The organism is Escherichia coli (assembly GCF_036503815.1).
GTDB classification, from domain to species: domain Bacteria; phylum Pseudomonadota; class Gammaproteobacteria; order Enterobacterales; family Enterobacteriaceae; genus Escherichia; species Escherichia coli_F.
The window spans coordinates 280,552-300,602 of the sequence record NZ_AP027764.1; the positions used below are offsets into that span (position 1 = coordinate 280,552).

Consider the following 20,051-nt stretch of genomic DNA (forward strand, 5'->3'; position numbering starts at 1 on the left):
GTATCAATGTCGTTTTTAGGGTACGATCATGGCTAGGGGTAGGCGTCTCAAATCCTATTTGGATTATGAAAATGCGCTAGGTGACGGCATAGGAGTGGGCTATGGCCAAAGTTATCAGCCCTGGCTTAGAGCTCAGGACGTTAAATCCCGTGGAAACCGTTCGATAGTCTTTGGCCTTAAGACGTTTCGAAACCATCATCTCCTTTCTTCTGTCGAAAGTAACTTTTTCTATCTGGCTGAGTTTAATGACTCGGTGATTGATATCCGGGAACAATTCCCACTCTTTCCTCTCCGGCTTACCCAACAAATAGCAAATCATCTACATTTTCAACATCCTATGGTGAGGGGAGTAAGAGGAGTACCTGTCGAAGTTCTGAATGTTATGACAACCGATTTTTTACTGACCTTGAGAACTCCTGAAGGCGGACTTCGATACAAAGCTATAGCAGTAAAACATAACGAGAGCATACCTGAACGCGAAGCCCAAAAACTTGAAATAGAGAGGATGTTTTGGCAGTTGATTGATGTTGAGTTTCAAATTTATGTTGGCTCGGAACTCAATAACGTCGTCGGTAAAAACATTTGCTGGGCTACTTCTGTATTAAGAGATGGTTCTGAATTTTATGATAAATATCCTCTTGATAAAATCCTATGGAAGCTTAAACCAGATGTTTATCCCATAGTAGGACTACGTGCAATGATTTCATCAATCTTTGGGGTAGATGCACAAGAAGCGATGATGTTATTGCAGGCAATGATTGGATTAAAAATGATAAATGTTGATTTATCATATCCAATACTCGAAACCGGTCTGATAAAGATAATTTCCAATGACCACTATATAGGACTGAACGCAAATGGATATTATTAGGAATTCAGTCTGGCTCTCTCAAGGCACTGATTTGCTTGCAGAGGGACTTTACCGTGTTTTGGATTTTGACAGAAAGGTCGATTTGTTAATTTTGTTTAAAATAAAATCAGAAAGAACGGGTAAGCCAATCCCTTTCTCATTTTCAATGTTTAAATATTATATTGAATCAAATAGCATAACTTGTAAAGATTATATATATCCTTCATATATGTTAGTAGATGAGAAAGAATTAACAGATAAAGACAGAGGAAGGCGAGATGAAAATTACAATATCATTAAAGATCTTGTAGATGACAGAATGTTTCTGTTCGACTATGCATTACATAAAAAGTCGCACCTTTTAATGGATTACTCAAGAAATAAAAAAATATCACAATATACTATCAGAACGCTTCTGGCGTTGTATTGGCGACATGGGCAGGATATTTATGCATTGCTACCCGCATTCTCGAACTGTGGCGCCGCTGGGAAAAGTAGAATCAAACATGAAATTAAACTTGGGAATTCCAAAAAAAACAGAGCATTACCTAATGAACGATCACGTGTTTTCATTCTTAATGAAAGAGATATAAATAATATTAGAAAATCTCTCATTACGTATCATTATAAAGTTAACGGAGATACGATAAAGAAAACATTAGAGAGACATATTGATTTGTATTTTAGGGATGAAATTAAAACAGCAAACCTAGAAAATAGAGCTCCATATGTTCCTTCTTTAAAACAATTTTCATACTGGAATAAAAAACTCTTCACTAAAGATTTCTCGATAAATAAGAAGAACACGAAAAAAGAAATAGACCTCAAAATGCGGGCGCTTTTAGGTAGTGTGGCTAATACAACTGTTTTGCCGGGTGATGTTTTCGAAATAGACTCAACTGTCGCTGATGTACATCTTATTTCGAGTTTAAACAGACGAAAAGTCATTGGGCGTCCTACTATTTATACAGTGGTGGATCGTGCAACAAGAATGATTGTTGGCCTTCATGTTTCTTTATACCATGCTTCATGGCGAGCCGCCCGACAAGCGTTAGCAAATTGCTTTATGCCAAAAAAAGAATATTGTAGATTATTTGGAATCTCTATTACTGATGATGATTGGCCTTGTTCTCACATTCCATTAACATTGATGTGTGACAACGGGGAGATGATTGGTCTTAAACCTCAGGAAGAGATGACCCCCCTGACAAAACTTGAGTTTGCGCCAGTCGGTAGAGGCGACAGAAAAAGCATTGTTGAACGCTGTTTCGGCATTCTGAATGATGAGGTTATTCATAGGCTTATTGGAACAACACGAAGGGGAAAGATTGTTAAAGGAGAGCCAACACCGCAATCCAGGGCTTGTTTAACGATTCAGGAGGTCACGTCTTTACTGATTCGGGAGATACTTGCACATAATCAGAGAACGTATGAGGAACTGGCTTATATCAATCCCTTACTGATTGAAAATGATCTCGTAATATCACCAAAAAATAGTTGGATGATAAGCTTAAAGCACGGGAGATTCAGCGCAAGAGCCGTTGGGGCCGACGAAGTGATCGCACGATTGTTAATCCCTGTGAACGCTAACATTACCGCCGGTGGGATTCAGTACAATAATCTTTTTTATGAATGTGATCCTGAAATTGCATCAGGTGTCAGAGTATTTGGAAGAACCACTTGTGAAGCAAGAATAGATGACAATTGCGTAGATTATATATATGTAAGATTTGACAAAAATAGCATTTTCAAAAAACATTACCTACTTAAGAAAAGAGATGTATTTAAAGGGAAAGCTCATCTTGATACAGATGTAATGGCTGATTGGGTAGATACTCAAAAAGAAATTAATTTATTTACTCTGGATTCGCTCAGCAATATCAATAATAAAGATGAATTTAACAGGAAAGGTAACGAAAGATTAAATGAAATATACGAATCTCGCCGGGTACATGGTAAAGATATTAAAAAGAACAGGAAAAATGAACTTGATTCATTAGGGCGAACTCATGTTGCTAATGGAAGATCTGAACCCCTACTTCCTTCATCCAGTAATGTTCTGCTTTTGCCTGGCCGGGAGGAGAAACAAAGATGGTTAAAAGGTAAGAAGAAGACTGAGGACGCAGAATAATGAATCTTATACGGCGCGTTTCAGCGATATATAAAGAACAGGAGTTACCTGAGTATCGTGGCAATCCCTTAATTGAAGCACTTCCTGAAGCGCTTACGGAAGATGAAGTACTTCTGGAAATGAGTTATTTCCCCGAAATTGACGAAAAAATCCGCTGGACTGCCCCGGCGAATGTTAGAGAGCAGTATGTCGAACGTATAAAGAAATTCCGTTGCCCTCAAACCAATCTTATCCAGGCTTATAAGATGATCTTACGGGCACTTAGGGAAAGCTATGCAGCTCGTAATCCTTTAAAAAGCGGAACAATTCAATATCTTCATTACTATGGAAATGAGCGTCCTGATATTGAGCCAGAAAGTGGATATTTTAAATCCCAGGCTGAAACTATTACGATAGTTGGAATGAGTGGTTCTGGAAAAACTACCATGATTGAGCAAGTCATGGATCATTTCCCTCAGATTATAGAACACAGCAGCTATAAAGGAGTTTTTCCCGGCTTCAGTAAGCAAATTGTATGGGTAAAGATTAATTGTCCATACAATTCAAGTGTGAGAGACCTTTGTGAAGAGATTTTACAAAAATTAGATGATGCAATTGGTATTGAACGAACTACACCTGAGATTAGAAATGGTGCTCTGGCTCGCCAGATTGCACAAAGAATTAAATCATCATTTTTGGGTATCCTTGTTATTGATGAAATGCAGAGGCTTAAATTTTCAAGAACCGGGGGTGAGAGTAAGTTGATTGATTTTTTACATGAAATTGTAGATTCCATGGGGGTATCTATGGTTTTTTGTGGAAATCATCCTTTTGACGAGACGCTGACAAAGAAAATGAGAATTGCCAGGCGGGCAGAGTCTGGTGGTTACATGAAAATTAAGAATGTTAGATACGATTCACAAGACTGGCAATCGTTTATTCATTATTTATGGCCATTACAATGGACAAATGTTGAAACTCCATTAAATGATGAGTTAAACGAAAAATTATTCATTTTATCTAAAGGCAATATTGGATTGGCTCAGATGATTTATCGGGGGGCACAATTAAAGGTTATCGGTAGCGGCAATGAAATCATCACTGGCGCAGTCTTGTCGGCCTCTGTACCGGTACTCGTGAGTCATACGGAGGAATATAAGGATACTCCACTCCCGGGGGCCGCGACTGAAGATGAGGAAGCTAAATGGCTCTCTGCATCTAATGAGGGTGATGCTTCGGCTAAAATCATGGCAGAGAAGTCCCTAAAGTCTTTGATCCCTGGGGATATAGACAGGCCACAGCACAAGGAATTCGTAGGAAAAATAGACGAGGTTTTGCGCAATTTCGACGAGAAAATACTGTCTCTTGACCACGATCTTGTTATCAACAGAACAGCTGAAAAGAAAAATACCTACGATGCTCTTCAGCGTTGCGGGCTTATAAATATAGATCCACTTAATAAATTGTAATGAGGTAACAGTTCGTAACGGTCAAAGAGAGGTGTGGGAAATGAGAATGTTGCCTGTTTTGCCTGATGAATCCTTGTTCAGCCGGTTTTGTCGGACAACTACCGTGTACGGTATGTCCCCATCTTCTCTGTTAACGATCATTTTCAACAAACCTGATATGAACGTCCATCCAATTCTCAATTCAGGATTAAAGGCTATTTCTCTTCATACATCCGAAAGTGCAGATCAGCTCTGGCATGAACAGACTTTACTCCCTCTTTTTGCCTGGGCACTACCAATCAGTCGTAATGAAATTATGGATTTCAACACGACCCCTGCCAGGCTTAATCGATTGTGCCGCCTTAGTAATTTTTCACTAGGGCAGCGCACACTATTGAAGTTTTGCCCGGTTTGCGCTCGTGAAGATACTTTTCATTATGGTGTTACTTATTGGCATCTGGCGCATCAGCTTCATGGGGTTACAACCTGCCATCGGCATCCGGTAGCGCTTGAAAGCATCCATGTCCCTTCTTCACCGCACATACGTATTGGACTGATGCCTCCTGTTTCGTATACAGAACAACTTAGCAATGAGATAGACTTCGATTTTGCTAAGTTTTGTTATGAGTCCCTAAATATAATCAGAAGAAAAGATATTACACACCCCAATTACATGGATGTACTTAAAAAGTTGAATTTATTATCATTGGATGGAAATTTAAAGAAAAATGTATTCTACGCACATGTTTATGCTAAGTGCCAGTTATTTGGGGAGGGTTCATCGGGACTTATACCAACATCCCTAACTGATTATCATTACTGGGAGCCTATACTCAAAGACAAATGTTGTCAGCATCCCACAAAGCATCTTTTGCTTTGTTATTGTTTGTTAAATACTTGCTGGCCAACGTATGCAGGAAGTCGTACTAATAAAAAGAAAGAAATCTTTAAAAGTCATAAGAAATACAGTTTTCATATAGTTGAAAATAATACTAGTGTTAGCAACCTTGGGAAGGAATTTAGTCGCAGCAGATGTTACATTAAAACACTTATTTATAAAAAATACCTGAGGGCGTTTAAGCGAAACACAAAAATTAATATATTCACTGAATTGCTTATCAAGTCTATGGCTGTAAGGGGGTTTAGTCTGGCATCCATAGCTGAGAAAAACTCATTATCGGAAGGAGCTGTATCCTCTGTAATTTCATCTTGTTACGGTTTATGCTCATGGCGTAAAAAATGTAAAAAAGATTCTTTAAGACGGCGTCATAAGCAGAAAATATTAAGATTTATACATAATCAATCCGTTTCTATAACACGAAAGTTAGTCAAAGAAAGTTGTTATGCAAGTTTCTATTGGCTAAATAAACATGAATGTGACTGGCTTAATTCCTGTCTTCCTAAAACAATACGATGCTATAAAAATAAAAGAGTAGACTGGAGCGAGAGAGATATTATCTCATCATCATTAATAAATGATGTTTTATCTCAGGGGCAGTACTCGATGTCACTTACAAGTCTAGATGCTTTACTGGGAGGGCATGGCTGGCTTTTGAAATACAGAGATAAACTACCAATGACAATGATACTTCTCAGAAAAATGGAACTAATTAAATAAGAGGGAGTTATATGGTTTACGAAAATGAATTGTGGCACAGTTTTCTTCTGCGTTCACAGATAATGTATAACTTATCCAATTGCAGGAACATAATATCAAAGCATGGCGCACTAAGGTACGATGCCTTTCCTCGTTTCGAACTGATTGATATGTACAAATTGCATAGCTTGCAGGATATATATGACATTCTTGCCACTAGAAATGGTTATATACTAACTTCCAATATAGTGTCGTTATCTTCTGGTGTTTACGGGTATTTTAACGCTGTTGAAGATGCCTGTCGGAAAAATTTTCACATAACTAATTCATATCCATTGGTAAACATCTCAAACATTCGTTACTGTCACAAATGTATTGTTGAAGATATACACTCTAAAGGCATTGGTTATCTGCGTCATAGATGGTTGTTTGAATCTAAATGTGCAGTTCATAGTACCAGTTTATATGAGGTTTGTTTTGATAACTATTTGAATGCAGTGAAAGGACTTAGTGACTTAATTATAAGTGGAATAAATCCTCATGGTTATTGTTCCCTTGTGGTTGACGTTTCAAACCCTTTCAAAAATCCAGTGTATATATTACCATGTGCACGTAATAAAATTTTAAAATGGATTTCGGACAATAAAAATATGCTGATTTACTTTCTCTTTGATCTCTTCAAATGTAAGTCGCATTCAAGTTTATCTAAGGTTATCGAAGTCAAGATAATGCATGATAGATATATTTCTGCGGTGTTCAAGATGTTAAGTGAAGTTAATTTTTGTAATTTCAACTCATTTATTTCTGATATTTTTGAGGACGTAAGTTATGCCTCTATCGGACTTGATGATTATTCTGTTAATGTGCATTTTCTCAGGCTAAGGGCTGCAGATTGTAAATTTTGCCAGTTGAATGGTAAATATTTTTGCTCACTTTACAATGTAAAACTTCTTCGCTAATTTCACTTCATTTATAAAATACTAAGAAAGCTAGTTAGATAAGGTTTTATATTTTGACTGGGGCAGGAATAAATTATCACTCATAGAGTTTCCCTGGGGGTTACCACCTGTGTATGATGCCGGTTAGCAACAACGTCTAAAAGACCTGCGATCACGTGGGTCCCTCTCCAGCAAAGGGGCAAGGGGTGCTATATAACGGTGTACTGCTTACCCAATACGGCCTTGTATTTGAAAGATGCCGCATCTTGGCAGGATTCGTATTACAGCCTATAGTCTGTTAATGAGCATTACAGCCTATATGCTGTAAATCCCTGCGTTATGCTTGTTAACTCGTCGATACGGAAGGTCACTTATGAACACTCAATACGCTTTGAAGACTTTGAATCAGTTACGTCCTGTTTTAATCGGCTTTCGCAAAGCCAATGGACTGACGCAAAAAGATGTTTCTGAACGTTTGGGTATAACACAGCAAACTTATGCCCGACTAGAGGCCAACCCTGCAAGTGCGGGTTTTGAGCGTTTGTTTAGGGTGTTCAGCGTCCTTGGAGTGGAGATCGTACTTTCATCCAGGGAACCATTGTCAGATGCAAAGCCCGAATACGGAGCTATGCACAATTATTCTTCACTTCCAGCCAGGCGGGAGAAATGGTGACGCCTGGCGCTTCCCGGTCTAATTTTTCTTCAACAAGATTAACCCCTTAGCGGCCTGAAGTATCAGGTTGCGATAGAGCCTTTCATTTCTTCTGTTATGTTAAATACACCATTTTGAGCTATTTCGCTCGGCCTTAAATTATCTCTTCATTCTTCAGTGAAAATTTTATGTCGATCACATTATCGATGAATTTAGGAAATAATCCGTAAATGAAAATCTATCTTCTTTTAAATTCATCAGTGTCAGTAGCAAATATTACGCATAAAAGAATGGTTATTATTATCATTTAAATTATAAAGCTCATGAGTCAATTCCAAAAAATATAATAAGCATTGAAATCATTACCCGTGATTCTGGAGTTTTAACTTTGCCATGTAACCAACCACAAGTTAGTTTCCGGTGTTTTGAGGGGCAGTAAAGTTCTGAAAGCGCGACCAGATCATAATCCCGAAATGTCGTTAAGATATTCTGAATAACGGTTATCCCTGCTTGTTGGCAGGCATTTGAAAATATATTTTGTATTCAGGTTGCAGCAAAACGCTTTCTTACACACAGGACTTCATATGCGGCTCAGAAAATTAAAACTGAAAAACTTCAGAGGCTACAGAAACTCTACTGAAATCATTATTGATGAAAGCATGACGGGTATTGTCGGTCGTAATGACTTTGGGAAATCAACGCTTCTGGAAGCGCTGGCTATTTTTTTTGAAACAGAAGGAATGAAGGCTGACAAGAATGACATGAACTGTTTCAGCCTAAGAGAAGGGGACGGCCGTTTTGAAATAGCCTGTGAATTTGATGACCTGCCCGATTTTATCATGATCGACGACAGGGTGCAGACCACGCTCGCCTCAGAACATCTGCTGAATGAGGACGGCAATTTTGAAATCGTCAAAACGTTTAAAGCAACGACCTCAGGAAAACCGGAGCAGACCTGCATCCGCTGCATCCACCCGGATGAGGAGCCCCTGAGAAATTTACTGGGCATGAAAATTTCTGAGCTCAAGGCGGTGGGAAAAGAAGTTGAAAAAAATGTGGCGGATAAACGCACTGCATCGTTATGGCGTCAGGCCATCAGGGAAGCCGCAGCCCCCTATACCTGTTCGGAAATTATGCTGGATGTCGATAAAGAGTTCGGAACCGACACAAAATCATTATGGGGTAAGATCCTCGATTTGCTGCCCACGTATGCGATTTTCAAAGCCGACAGGGAAAGCAGCGACGGGGATTCCGAAGCTAAAAACCCCTTACAGCAGGCCGTAAAAGACGCTCAGGCTGCGCTGCAGGACAAAATTACAGCGCTGGAAAATGAGATTCAGGACAGCGTCCTGGATGTCGCACAGAGAACGCTGGATAAATTACGTGAAATGGCCCCCGAACTCGCCAGTGAACTGACTCCACGATTTAAGGAGAAACCCAAGTGGACCTTCAATTTCACCCTGGACGGGGAAAATGGCATCCCCATCAATAAGCGCGGCAGCGGGATAAGGAGGCTTATCCTGTTGAATTTTTTTTGGGCTGAGGCTGAAAAGAATGTCGCGGGGACGCCCAGAAATGTGATTTATGCCATAGAGGAGCCTGAAACGTCACAGCATCCGAACTATCAGATGATGCTGATGAAAGCGTTACTGGCACTGGCAGGCCAGCCGCACCGTCAGATTATCGTCACCACCCATGTCCCGGCGCTGGCCGGATTAATCCCTGTCGAAGGCGTACGTTATGTTACCCGAAATGAGGCGGGTGAACCCGTAGTAAAAATGCCGGATGACGCAGTGCTGAAGGAAGCCACTGAAAGCCTGGGGGTGCTGCCAGAGACCGGTATGGAAAGGGCGCAGGGGATTGTTCTGGTAGAGGGAAAGTCGGATGTTACTTTCCTGAGGCATGCGGCCAGTTCATTAAAACAGTCAGGTGCGCTGCCAGCCTCTCTGGAGGACGTGAAAATAGTGCCAGTCCTCATAGGAGGGTGTGGTAGCGTCAAACACTGGGTTACATTGAATCTGGCCAAAGATCTGGGGCTTCCCTGGTGCGTATTTCTGGACTCCGATATTGGGGGAGACCCTGCACAGGTTCTGTCCATCCAGAAGCGTAAAAAAGAAGTAGAGGAGGCCGGTAAGGTATTTTTCGCTACGCGCAAACGTGAGATAGAAAACTATCTGTGCCCGGATCTTATCGAGGAAATTACTGGTGTAGCCGTCACGTTTACGGACACCTGTGACGCTAAAAAAATAATCGGCCGGGCTGTGGGAATGAAACCCGATAATGTACTAGATAAATTCTGGCCTCAGATGACATCAGAAAGAATCATCTCAAGATCAACCTATCATGACGGAACGCAGGAGAGAAGCGAGCTGGTTGAGATCCTGAGCGACATTGTATCCATGACGAGATAATGTATTAAATAAGCATCTCAGGTGCATATATTCCGGTCCTCAACAAAGGACCGGAGTACAGAGTAGTAAAAACCCGAAATTAATCGGGTTTGAATTATATAAAGATTAACCGACTCCCGCGCCCAGGAACGATGTAAAATCACGCTTGTCGTGACATTTCTACAATGTTTACTTTTGACTATCAAGCCATTTATTCATCTGCTCAATTTCACCTTTTTGAGCTTTAATGATGTCCTGCGCGAGCTTTCTCATTTTCGGATCTTTTCCGTATTTGAGCTCGGTCTCAGCCATTGCTATTGCCCCTTCATGGTGCGCTACCATGCCTTTCGCAAAAGCCTTGTCGGGATCGGACTCATTTACGGCAGCCATCATTTTGTCATGCATGTCTTTCATGCCAGCCATATATTCCTGTGACGAAGCCGAGGTAGACATATCAGTCATTTTCATTTCTGAATGTTCTGCTGAAATCGCTGGCAGGGATAACATTAATACTGCAAATAAAGTGTTTCTGGCTTTCATAAAAAATATCCTTTTAGCGTTGATGCCCGTTAACTGTAGCAGAATCTGATAAAAATGCCCCCTGTAGGGGGCAAAGATGTTGCCATATATCCGGTTACGGAAAAATCTATCAAGGAAATAAGGACAGCACAGATACTTCCCTCGCCGTCAGCCTGCACTGAGCATGCGACGATGCGCTTCGGCCATGGCCTGATGTGGGCCAGACTGACCGTTATTCATAAATTCATGGGCAACTGCAGCTCTTTCATGCTCATTCATTGCCGCTAATGACTTCGACGGCCCGGTAGGGGAAACGGTCTGACTTCCCATCATCCTCTGATGACTTTCCACCATTTTCTGGTGCGCATCCGCCGACCCGTTCGTCATGGTTTCATGAGCAATAATGGCCTGTTCATGCTGGTCCATACCGGCCATACGAGGTGCAGTCCCCTGGATCCCGACAGGAGCCGCAGCAGACTGCATCTGGTGAGCAGGTGCCTGTGCATTGTTGACCCGCTCATGGATATTCACGGTTTCAGTGGCCCAGGCCGAAGAAATTAAGCCAAAGCCCAGCAAGGATGCTAATACGATATTTTTCATGATAACTCTCCATTTCTTAATTAGTGATGTCCGGGGGAGTACAACCGGTGTTTTCAGTTCCATAACTGAAACAGGTTCGGAAGTGTTTATTTCTCCGGGAGGGGACTGGATATTCATTTCCTGGCGTCCACTGACGCCGGATATTGATAAAGCAATCCAGCCTTCCTGATAAGTTGCACTAATTATATCGAATGGCTTCTGTTTGCTGCATGACAGGCTAATGACATCTTTGTCATTTAAATCTTTATTCCCAGCACTGGGTGTCCGGAATCATTTTCTCCAGTCTGGGCACGGATAAGATAAAACGCGTTGAGTGTACGTCCGATTCCACCTGCACTCTTCCGTGATGTGCTTCCACGATTGACTTCACAATCGCAAGGCCGATGCCGCTGCCTTCTCCTTTTCGTTGTCTGGACGGATCCACCCGATAAAAACGGTCAAACAACCTTGATAAATGCTCTTCAGGGATTGGTTTCCCCGGATTTTCAATCACAAGGTCAAAAAAGCTCTCCTGCTCTCTTATTGAGACGGTGATTGCCTGTCCCTCCGGGGTATAACGCAGGGCATTGGATAACAGATTATTGATCGCCCTTCTGAACATTTGTGGATCTCCCTCAACCAGGCAGGGCATCCCGTTAAATTTGAGCGTGATATTGCGTTCTTCGGCCCAGGCTTCGAAAAACTCGAAGACTTTCATGACTTCCGCTCTGAGGTCAAACATGACCCTGTCAGGTATCAGCTGATTATTATCTGCCTGTGCCAGGAACAGCATATCGCTGACCATTTTGGTCATCCGGTTATACTCTTCAAGACTGGAATAGAGGACATCCTCAAGTTCCCTCTGTGTTCGATCCTGACTCAGTGCGATTTCAGTCTGCGTCACCAGATTGGTGATGGGCGTTCTGATCTCATGCGCGATATCGGCAGAGAAATTGGCCTGGCGGGTAAAGACATCCTCAATCTTTCCAATCATATGATTGAACGAGATAACCAGTTGCTCCAGCTCAATGGGAACGCGTGTCGGTTCCAGTCGCGCATCAAGATTCTCGGAGGTGATGTTTTTAATGGCATTGCTGACATTACGAAGGGGCAGGTGCCCCTGACGGACAGCGATTCGAATGATCAGAACAATCAACAGGCTTATCACGACGGCAATCGCAATCAGGTTCTTTTTCAGCGCATCGAGGTAATGGAGATGGAAATTAATGGATAGGCCAGTCAGCATGACATAGTTCTGCTGTTTGCCCTGAAATATCGCCTGACCAGAGGAGGCGATAATCCTGTATGTTTCCATCTTCATTTCGGACCCGGTATCCATCGGTCCCGCAGGATCCTCCACCGTCCAGAGAAAGACATCCCGTGCGCGGCTGTGCTCGCTAAAATCTGCTGAATTCACTGCCGGGCGTAGTGCCGCCCCCTGAGCTGAGCTAAAGAGCACTTCCCCCCTGGGATTGAGGAGCAAAAGGGCAACGTTGCGGTAGCTGGCAATTGATTCCTTTATTTTGCTTATTTTTTTATCATCCGGATCCACCGGGGACTGCAGTATACGGTTCAGTGTGGTGCTGATTTGTTGAAGATCGCTGACATCCTGCTCGGCAAAATGATTTTCAACAGAATGCAGCATAAACCAGGTGAATGCGATAAAAGCCAGTATCGTGGACAGGCTGATAAAAAAGGTCAGCCGCAGAGCGAGTGAGAAAGGGCGTCTGGAAGGTTTGCTATGCATCCGGGACCTCCAGCATGTAGCCCACGCCCCGGACTGTCTGGATCAGCTTTGTCTCGTAATCGTTGTCTATTTTAGCGCGGAGTCGCTTTACTGCGACATCGATCGCATTAGTGTCGCTGTCAAAATTCATGTCCCAGACCTGAGAGGCAATCAGGGAGCGGGGAAGAACCTCTCCCTGATGGCGAATGAAGAATTCCAGCAGGCTGAACTCTTTACTGGTGAGCACAATGCGGTTTCCGGCGCGACTGACTTTTCTGGATACGAGATCAATCGAGAGGTCAGCCACCTTAAACTGGCTTTCCGTGATCATCGTGTTTCCCCGCCTCAGAAGGGTTCTCACCCGGGCGAGCAGTTCGGCAAACGCAAAGGGTTTAACCAGATAATCGTCCGCACCCAGTTCCAGTCCTTTGACCCTATGTTCGATCGTGCCGAGGGCTGTCAGCAGTAAGACCGGCATACCCTTTCCGGTAGTGCGCAGCATGCGGATGATATCCCAGCCGTTCACATCAGGTAGCATGATATCCAGAATGACTAAATCATACTCGGCTGTCATGGCGAGATGATATCCGGTAAGACCATTATCAGCGTGATCCACTACGAACCCTGCCTCTGTAAGCCCTTTGCTGAGATATTCACCTGTTTTAATTTCGTCTTCGACGATCAATATTTTCATCTTGCTCCCCGGCTGGCTGCTAATGTCATTCTATTGCGCCCACGATCGTTATCAACGGATTACAGCAAAAATGACAACATTGTCATTATCCTGTCACCCGGCAAACAGAGAGCGTTAGGTAAAGTACCCCTATCAATACTCTGGACTTCATTTGAACCATTTACCAGGTCTGCCTGGACGAGAAGCGTTATGTTCAAATTAAAATTACTCAGCATTAGCACGATATTCATCCTGGCAGGCTGCGTGTCGCTTGCGCCTGAATATCAGCGGCCCGCAGCACCGGTACCCCAGCAGTTTTCACTGTCCCATAACAGCCTGACGCCAGCGGTAAATGGCTATCAGGATACGGGCTGGCGTAACTTTTTTGTCGATCCCCAGGTTACCCGGTTGATCGGTGAAGCTCTGACTAATAACCGTGATTTGAGAATGGCTGCCCTGAAGGTTGAAGAGGCCCGAGCCCAGTTCAACGTCACGGATGCAGATCGTTATCCCCAGCTGAATGCCTCATCCGGGATAACATACAGCGGTGGTCTGAAAGGTGACAAGCCGACCACACAGGAGTACGACGCGAGACTGGAGCTCAGCTATGAGCTCGATTTTTTCGGCAAACTTAAGAACATGAGTGATGCTGATCGCCAGAACTACTTTGCCAGCGAAGAAGCCCGTCGGGCCGTACACATCCTGCTGGTATCCAACGTTTCACAAAGCTATTTCAGCCAGCAACTGGCGTACGAACAACTTCGTATTGCGCGGGAAACGCTGAAAAATTATCAACAGTCCTATGCTTTCGTTGAGCAGCAGCTCGTGACCGGGAGTACGAACGTTCTGGCACTTGAACAGGCGCGAGGACAAATCGAAAGTACCCGCGCCGAAATAGCCAAACGAGAAGGCGATCTGGCTCAGGCAAACAATGCCCTGCAACTGGTGCTGGGAACGTACCGCGCACTTCCGTCAGAAAAAGGGATGAAAGGCGGGGAGATAGCCCCAGTAAAATTGCCACCAAATCTGTCTTCACAAATTTTGCTGCAGCGACCGGATATTATGGAAGCGGAATATCAGCTGAAAGCGGCTGATGCCAATATTGGCGCAGCGCGAGCGGCCTTTTTCCCCTCAATTACCCTGACCAGTGGTCTTTCCACAAGCAGTACGGAGCTGTCCAGCCTGTTTACGTCAGGAAGTGGAATGTGGAATTTTATCCCTAAAATTGAAATTCCTATATTTAATGCTGGCAGGAATAAAGCCAATCTGAAGCTGGCTGAAATTCGCCAGCAACAGTCGGTGGTTAATTACGAACAAAAAATTCAGTCAGCCTTTAAGGATGTTTCCGACACGCTTGCGCTGCGCGACAGCCTTAGCCAGCAACTTGAGTCACAGCAGCGTTATCTTGATTCACTTCAGATAACTCTCCAGCGTGCCAGAGGATTGTATGCAAGTGGTGCTGTCAGTTACATCGAAGTGCTGGATGCAGAACGTTCCCTCTTCGCTACCCAGCAAACCATTCTCGATCTTACCTATTCCCGGCAGGTTAACGAAATTAATCTGTTTACCGCGCTGGGTGGCGGTTGGGTAGAGTAAATTTATTTAATTAATCAGGAAATTAAAATGCGTAATTCACTTAAAGCCGTTTTATTTGGTGCCTTCTCTGTCATGTTTTCTGCCGGTCTTCATGCTGAAACACATCAGCATGGCGATATGAATACTGCCAGTGATGCTTCGGTACAGCAAGTTATCAAGGGCACCGGTGTCGTTAAAGACATTGATATGAATACTAAGAAAATCACCATTTCGCATGAAGCAATTCCAGCGGTGGGCTGGCCTGCAATGACCATGCGCTTTACTTTTGTTAATGCAGACGATGCTATTAATGCCCTGAAAACAGGCAACCATGTCGATTTCTCGTTTATTCAGCAGGGCAATATCTCCTTACTCAAAAGCATTAACGTGACGCAGTCCTGATTGGCTGTCCGGAGCGATTACATCCTGTGCGCCTGTACATTCACATAGGTATATGTGTGAGTTAACCGTCAGGCGCATATGCCAGGTGTTTTGATTTTTTAGCGGAAAATTGTATGGCTTCTTTAAAGATAAAATATGCTGCAATAATTATCAGCAGCCTCATAGCAGGGGGGCTGATATCGGTTACTGCCTGGCAGTATGTAAACTCATCACAAAAAACAGTACAAACCGAACAAAAGGCACCGGAGCGAAAGGTACTTTTCTGGTATGACCCGATGAAACCGGATACCAAATTTGATAAACCCGGAAAATCGCCCTTTATGGATATGGACCTGGTGCCAAAATATGCTGATGACAGTGGCGATAAAAGCAGTGGCGGGATCCGTATCGACCCAACCCAGGTTCAGAATCTGGGATTAAAAACGCAAAAAGTCACGCGAGGAATGCTGAATTATTCTCAGACAATCCCGGCTAATGTCAGCTATAACGAGTATCAGTTTGTTATTGTGCAGGCGCGTTCTGACGGGTTTGTCGAAAAAGTCTACCCCATGACGATTGGCGATCATGTGAAGAAGGGGACGCCACTTATCGATATTACCATTCCGGACTGGGTGGAAGCACAGAGTGAATTCCTTCTGTTATCCAGCACCGGTGGTACTTCCACGCAAATTAAAGGCGTTCTGGAACGGCTTCGCCTGGCAGGTATGCCGGAAGAGGATATTCAGAGACTGCGTTCTACCCGGAGCATTCAGACCCGTTTTACCATTAAAGCACCTATTGATGGTGTCATTACTGCATTTGACCTGCGCACCGGCATGAATATTTCGAAAGATAAGGTGGTGGCTCAGATTCAGGGAATGGACCCGGTCTGGATCAGCGCTGCAGTGCCAGAATCTATCGCCTATCTGCTGAAAGATACGTCGCAGTTTGAAATTTCGGTACCGGCTTATCCGGATAAAACATTCCATGTCGAAAAATGGAATATTCTTCCCAGCGTGGATCAGACAACCCGTACGCTTCAGGTCCGTCTCCAGGTTTCTAATAAGGATGAGTTTCTCAAGCCGGGCATGAATGCCTATCTGAAACTGAATACCAGAAGCCAGGAGATGCTGCTGATACCAAGCCAGGCCGTTATCGATACCGGCAAAGAACAGCGCGTGATTACTGTTGATGATGAAGGCAAGTTTGTGCCGAAACAGATCCACGTTCTGCATGAGTCACAGCAACAGTCCGGCATCGGCTCCGGCCTGAATGAAGGCGATACCGTGGTGGTCAGTGGCCTGTTCCTCATTGACTCTGAAGCCAATATTACGGGCGCACTGGAACGTATGCGCCACCCTGAAAAAACAGAAAGCAGTATGCCAGCAATGTCTGACCAGCCTGTAAATATGCATTCAGGGCACTGAGGAGACGACGATGATTGAATGGATTATCCGGCGCTCTGTCGCCAACCGTTTCCTGGTCATGATGGGGGCCCTGTTTCTCAGCATCTGGGGCACATGGACGATTATTAACACGCCTGTCGATGCCTTGCCTGACCTGTCAGATGTGCAGGTCATTATCAAAACCAGCTATCCCGGCCAGGCCCCGCAGATTGTAGAAAACCAGGTCACCTATCCACTTACCACCACCATGCTGTCCGTGCCTGGCGCAAAAACCGTGCGTGGTTTTTCACAGTTCGGTGATTCGTATGTGTATGTCATTTTTGAAGACGGCACCGATCTGTACTGGGCCCGTTCCCGCGTGCTGGAGTACCTGAACCAGGTACAGGGAAAACTGCCCGCCGGTGTGAGTTCTGAAATCGGTCCGGACGCCACGGGGGTGGGCTGGATATTTGAATATGCCCTTGTCGATCGCAGCGGAAAACACGACCTTTCAGAACTGCGTTCTCTGCAGGACTGGTTCCTGAAATTTGAGCTGAAAACCATCCCGAACGTGGCTGAGGTCGCTTCGGTTGGCGGCGTGGTGAAACAGTACCAGATTCAGGTCAATCCGGTAAAATTGTCTCAGTATGGTATCAGCCTGCCCGAAGTGAAACAGGCCCTTGAATCGTCTAACCAGGAGGCCGGTGGCTCATCCGTTGAAATGGCCGAAGCTGAGTATATGGTCCGTGCCAGCGGTTATCTTCAGAGCATTGATGATTTTAATAACATCGTCCTGAAAACAGGCGAGAACGGCGTGCCGGTTTATCTGCGGGATGTTGCCCGCGTGCAGACCGGGCCTGAAATGCGGCGTGGTATTGCCGAGCTGAACGGCCAGGGCGAAGTCGCTGGCGGCGTGGTGATCCTGCGGTCGGGTAAAAATGCACGCGACGTTATCACGGCAGTGAGGGATAAACTTGAGACGCTGAAGGCCAGCCTGCCGGAAGGCGTTGAAATCGTGACCACCTACGATCGCAGCCAGCTCATCGACCGGGCGATTGATAACCTCAGTTCCAAACTTCTGGAAGAGTTTATCGTGGTGGCCATCGTCTGTGCCCTGTTCCTGTGGCACGTACGTTCTGCCCTGGTGGCGATTATCTCTCTGCCGCTTGGTCTGTGTATCGCCTTTATCGTCATGCACTTCCAGGGACTGAACGCCAATATCATGTCGCTGGGAGGGATAGCGATTGCCGTCGGTGCGATGGTGGATGCCGCCATTGTGATGATTGAGAATGCGCATAAGCGGCTTGAGGAGTGGGATCATCAGCATCCGGGTGAGCAGATTGACAACGCCACCCGCTGGAAGGTGATTACCGATGCCTCCGTTGAAGTGGGACCCGCACTGTTTATCAGCCTGCTGATCATCACCCTGTCCTTTATTCCTATCTTTACCCTGGAAGGTCAGGAAGGACGTCTGTTTGGCCCGCTGGCATTCACGAAAACGTACTCCATGGCGGGCGCGGCCGCGCTGGCCATCATCGTCATTCCGATTCTGATGGGATTCTGGATCCGGGGGAAAATTCCTGCAGAGACCAGTAACCCCCTGAACCGGGTACTGATCAAAGCGTATCATCCATTGCTGTTGTGGGTTCTCCACTGGCCAAAAACAACCCTGCTGGTTGCGGCCTTGTCCATTTTCACCGTTATCTGGCCGCTGAGCCAGGTGGGCGGTGAGTTTCTGCCGAAGATTAACGAGGGCGACCTGTTGTATATGCCGTCGACCCTGCCGGGTGTCTCTCCGGCTGAAGCTGCAGCGCTCCTGCAGACGACGGACAAGTTAATCAAAAGCGTTCCTGAAGTGGCCTCTGTATTTGGCAAGACCGGTAAAGCAGAGACCGCCACGGATTCCGCACCGCTCGAAATGGTTGAAACCACGATCCAGCTCAAACCTGAGGATCAGTGGCGTCCAGGCATGACGATTGACAAGATTATTGAAGAACTCGACAGGACCGTCCGTTTACCGGGGCTGGCAAACCTCTGGGTGCCGCCAATCCGTAACCGTATTGATATGCTCTCAACCGGGATCAAAAGCCCGATAGGTATCAAGGTGTCCGGAACGGTTCTGTCCGATATCGATGCAACGGCGCAGAGTATCGAAGCGGTCGCCAAAACCGTACCCGGCGTAGTGTCTGCTCTCGCAGAGCGACTGGAAGGCGGGCGCTACATTGATGTGGATATCAACCGGGAAAAAGCCTCCCGCTACGGAATGACGGTGGGCGATGTGCAGCTGTTCATCTCATCAGCCATCGGCGGCGCGACGGTAGGGGAAACGGTTGAAGGCGTGGCCCGGTACCCGATTAATATCCGCTATCCGCAGGATTACCGGAACAGCCCGCAGGCCCTGAAACAGATGCCGATCCTGACCCCGATGAAGCAGCAGATCACGCTGGGCGATGTTGCGGATATTAAGGTCGTTTCCGGGCCGACTATGCTGAAAACGGAAAATGCCCGTCCAGCCAGCTGGATTTACATTGACGCGCGCGGCAGGGATATGGTGTCGGTGGTTAATGACATTAAAACGGCGATCAGTCAGAAAGTGAAACTGAGACCGGGTACCAGCGTGTCATTCTCCGGACAGTTTGAACTGCTTGAGCATGCCAACAAGAAACTGAAGCTGATGGTGCCGATGACGGTGATGATCATCTTCATCCTGTTGTATCTGGCATTCCGCCGGGTTGATGAAGCCCTGCTGATCCTGATGAGCCTGCCGTTCGCCCTGGTTGGCGGGATATGGTTCCTGTACTGGCAGGGCTTCCATATGTCTGTCGCAACCGGAACGGGGTTTATCGCTCTGGCCGGGGTGGCAGCAGAGTTTGGCGTGGTCATGCTGATGTATCTGCGTCATGCCATTGACGCGCACCCGGAATTGTCCCGTAAAGAGACGTTCACACCGGAAGGCCTTGATGAAGCCCTCTATCATGGTGCCGTACTGCGTGTCCGGCCGAAAGCCATGACCGTGGCGGTGATCATTGCGGGTCTGCTGCCAATACTCTGGGGAACCGGTGCAGGTTCAGAAGTCATGAGCCGTATCGCGGCACCCATGATTGGTGGGATGATCACGGCTCCGCTGCTGTCCCTGTTCATTATTCCTGCCGCCTACAAATTAATCTGGCTGCGCAGACATAAAAAAAGCGTGTCCTGAACCTGAAAGGGCACCCCCTGTGGGTGTCC

General features: G+C 45.3%; 15 protein-coding genes. 11 read left to right on the forward strand and 4 right to left on the reverse strand.

Annotation, left to right across the window (positions count from 1 at the left end):
- Positions 1 to 28 precede the first annotated feature (28 nt).
- From AABJ99_RS01270 to AABJ99_RS01300, 7 genes are all read left to right on the forward strand, one after another.
- A complete protein-coding gene (locus AABJ99_RS01270; protein ID WP_000090707.1) occupies positions 29 to 871 on the forward strand; it encodes a TnsA endonuclease N-terminal domain-containing protein in 843 nt (280 codons plus the stop codon).
- The gene (locus tag AABJ99_RS01275) at positions 858 to 2,981 is read left to right on the forward strand and encodes a transposase (RefSeq protein WP_000351437.1); all 2,124 of its coding nucleotides are present in this window, start codon (positions 858 to 860) and stop codon (positions 2,979 to 2,981) included. The genes AABJ99_RS01270 and AABJ99_RS01275 overlap by 14 nt, the downstream gene beginning before the upstream one ends.
- Positions 2,981 to 4,429 carry an ATP-binding protein gene (locus AABJ99_RS01280; protein ID WP_001049180.1) on the forward strand — a complete coding sequence of 483 codons (1,449 nt, stop codon included), beginning with the start codon at positions 2,981 to 2,983 and terminating at the stop codon, positions 4,427 to 4,429. The genes AABJ99_RS01275 and AABJ99_RS01280 overlap by 1 nt, the downstream gene beginning before the upstream one ends.
- Before the next feature lie 40 nt (positions 4,430 to 4,469).
- The gene (locus AABJ99_RS01285) at positions 4,470 to 6,026 is read left to right on the forward strand and encodes a TnsD family Tn7-like transposition protein (RefSeq protein ID WP_001324699.1); all 1,557 of its coding nucleotides are present in this window, start codon (positions 4,470 to 4,472) and stop codon (positions 6,024 to 6,026) included.
- A gap of 11 nt (positions 6,027 to 6,037) precedes the next feature.
- Positions 6,038 to 6,964 carry a hypothetical protein gene (locus AABJ99_RS01290; RefSeq protein WP_000262423.1) on the forward strand — a complete coding sequence of 309 codons (927 nt, stop codon included), beginning with the start codon at positions 6,038 to 6,040 and terminating at the stop codon, positions 6,962 to 6,964.
- A gap of 352 nt (positions 6,965 to 7,316) precedes the next feature.
- Positions 7,317 to 7,616 (forward strand): helix-turn-helix domain-containing protein, encoded by a 300-nt coding sequence (locus AABJ99_RS01295; RefSeq protein WP_001097216.1) that lies wholly within the window; start codon positions 7,317 to 7,319, stop codon positions 7,614 to 7,616.
- A gap of 563 nt (positions 7,617 to 8,179) precedes the next feature.
- Positions 8,180 to 10,006, forward strand: a complete 1,827-nt coding sequence (locus AABJ99_RS01300; RefSeq protein WP_113416899.1) for an AAA family ATPase — start codon at positions 8,180 to 8,182, stop codon at positions 10,004 to 10,006.
- A 168-nt stretch (positions 10,007 to 10,174) separates the two neighbouring features.
- Here AABJ99_RS01300 and copM read toward each other — a convergent pair whose 3' ends face one another.
- The 4 genes from copM to silR all read right to left on the reverse strand — a co-directional run bounded on the left by copM (position 10,175) and on the right by silR (position 13,503).
- On the reverse strand, positions 10,175 to 10,525 hold the full coding sequence (copM, locus tag AABJ99_RS01305; RefSeq protein ID WP_000647571.1) for a CopM family metallochaperone: 351 nt from the start codon (positions 10,523 to 10,525) through the stop codon (positions 10,175 to 10,177).
- Positions 10,526 to 10,672: 147 nt separating this feature from the next.
- Complete coding sequence (silE, locus tag AABJ99_RS01310) at positions 10,673 to 11,104, reverse strand: silver-binding protein SilE (protein ID WP_000790485.1); 432 nt, start codon at positions 11,102 to 11,104, stop codon at positions 10,673 to 10,675.
- Between the two features lie 244 nt (positions 11,105 to 11,348).
- On the reverse strand, positions 11,349 to 12,830 hold the full coding sequence (silS, locus tag AABJ99_RS01315) for a copper/silver sensor histidine kinase SilS (protein ID WP_000555736.1): 1,482 nt from the start codon (positions 12,828 to 12,830) through the stop codon (positions 11,349 to 11,351).
- Positions 12,823 to 13,503, reverse strand: a complete 681-nt coding sequence (gene silR / locus AABJ99_RS01320) for a copper/silver response regulator transcription factor SilR (protein WP_338387479.1) — start codon at positions 13,501 to 13,503, stop codon at positions 12,823 to 12,825. Before silR ends, silS begins: the two co-directional genes overlap by 8 nt.
- Positions 13,504 to 13,692: 189 nt before the next feature.
- On the opposite strand from silR, the gene silC reads away from it, so the two are divergent.
- From silC to silA, 4 genes are all read left to right on the forward strand, one after another.
- A complete protein-coding gene (silC, locus tag AABJ99_RS01325) occupies positions 13,693 to 15,078 on the forward strand; it encodes a Cu(+)/Ag(+) efflux RND transporter outer membrane channel SilC (protein WP_000475507.1) in 1,386 nt (461 codons plus the stop codon).
- Positions 15,079 to 15,105: 27 nt separating this feature from the next.
- Positions 15,106 to 15,459, forward strand: coding sequence for a cation efflux system protein CusF (gene cusF, locus AABJ99_RS01330; RefSeq protein ID WP_001246155.1), 354 nt, complete (start codon positions 15,106 to 15,108; stop codon positions 15,457 to 15,459).
- A gap of 113 nt (positions 15,460 to 15,572) precedes the next feature.
- Entirely contained in the window at positions 15,573 to 16,865 is a 1,293-nt protein-coding gene (gene silB / locus AABJ99_RS01335) for a Cu(+)/Ag(+) efflux RND transporter periplasmic adaptor subunit SilB (RefSeq protein ID WP_001381488.1), read from the forward strand.
- 10 nt (positions 16,866 to 16,875) lie between these two features.
- Positions 16,876 to 20,022, forward strand: a complete 3,147-nt coding sequence (silA, locus tag AABJ99_RS01340) for a Cu(+)/Ag(+) efflux RND transporter permease subunit SilA (RefSeq protein WP_020219104.1) — start codon at positions 16,876 to 16,878, stop codon at positions 20,020 to 20,022.
- Positions 20,023 to 20,051: the final 29 nt, after the last annotated feature.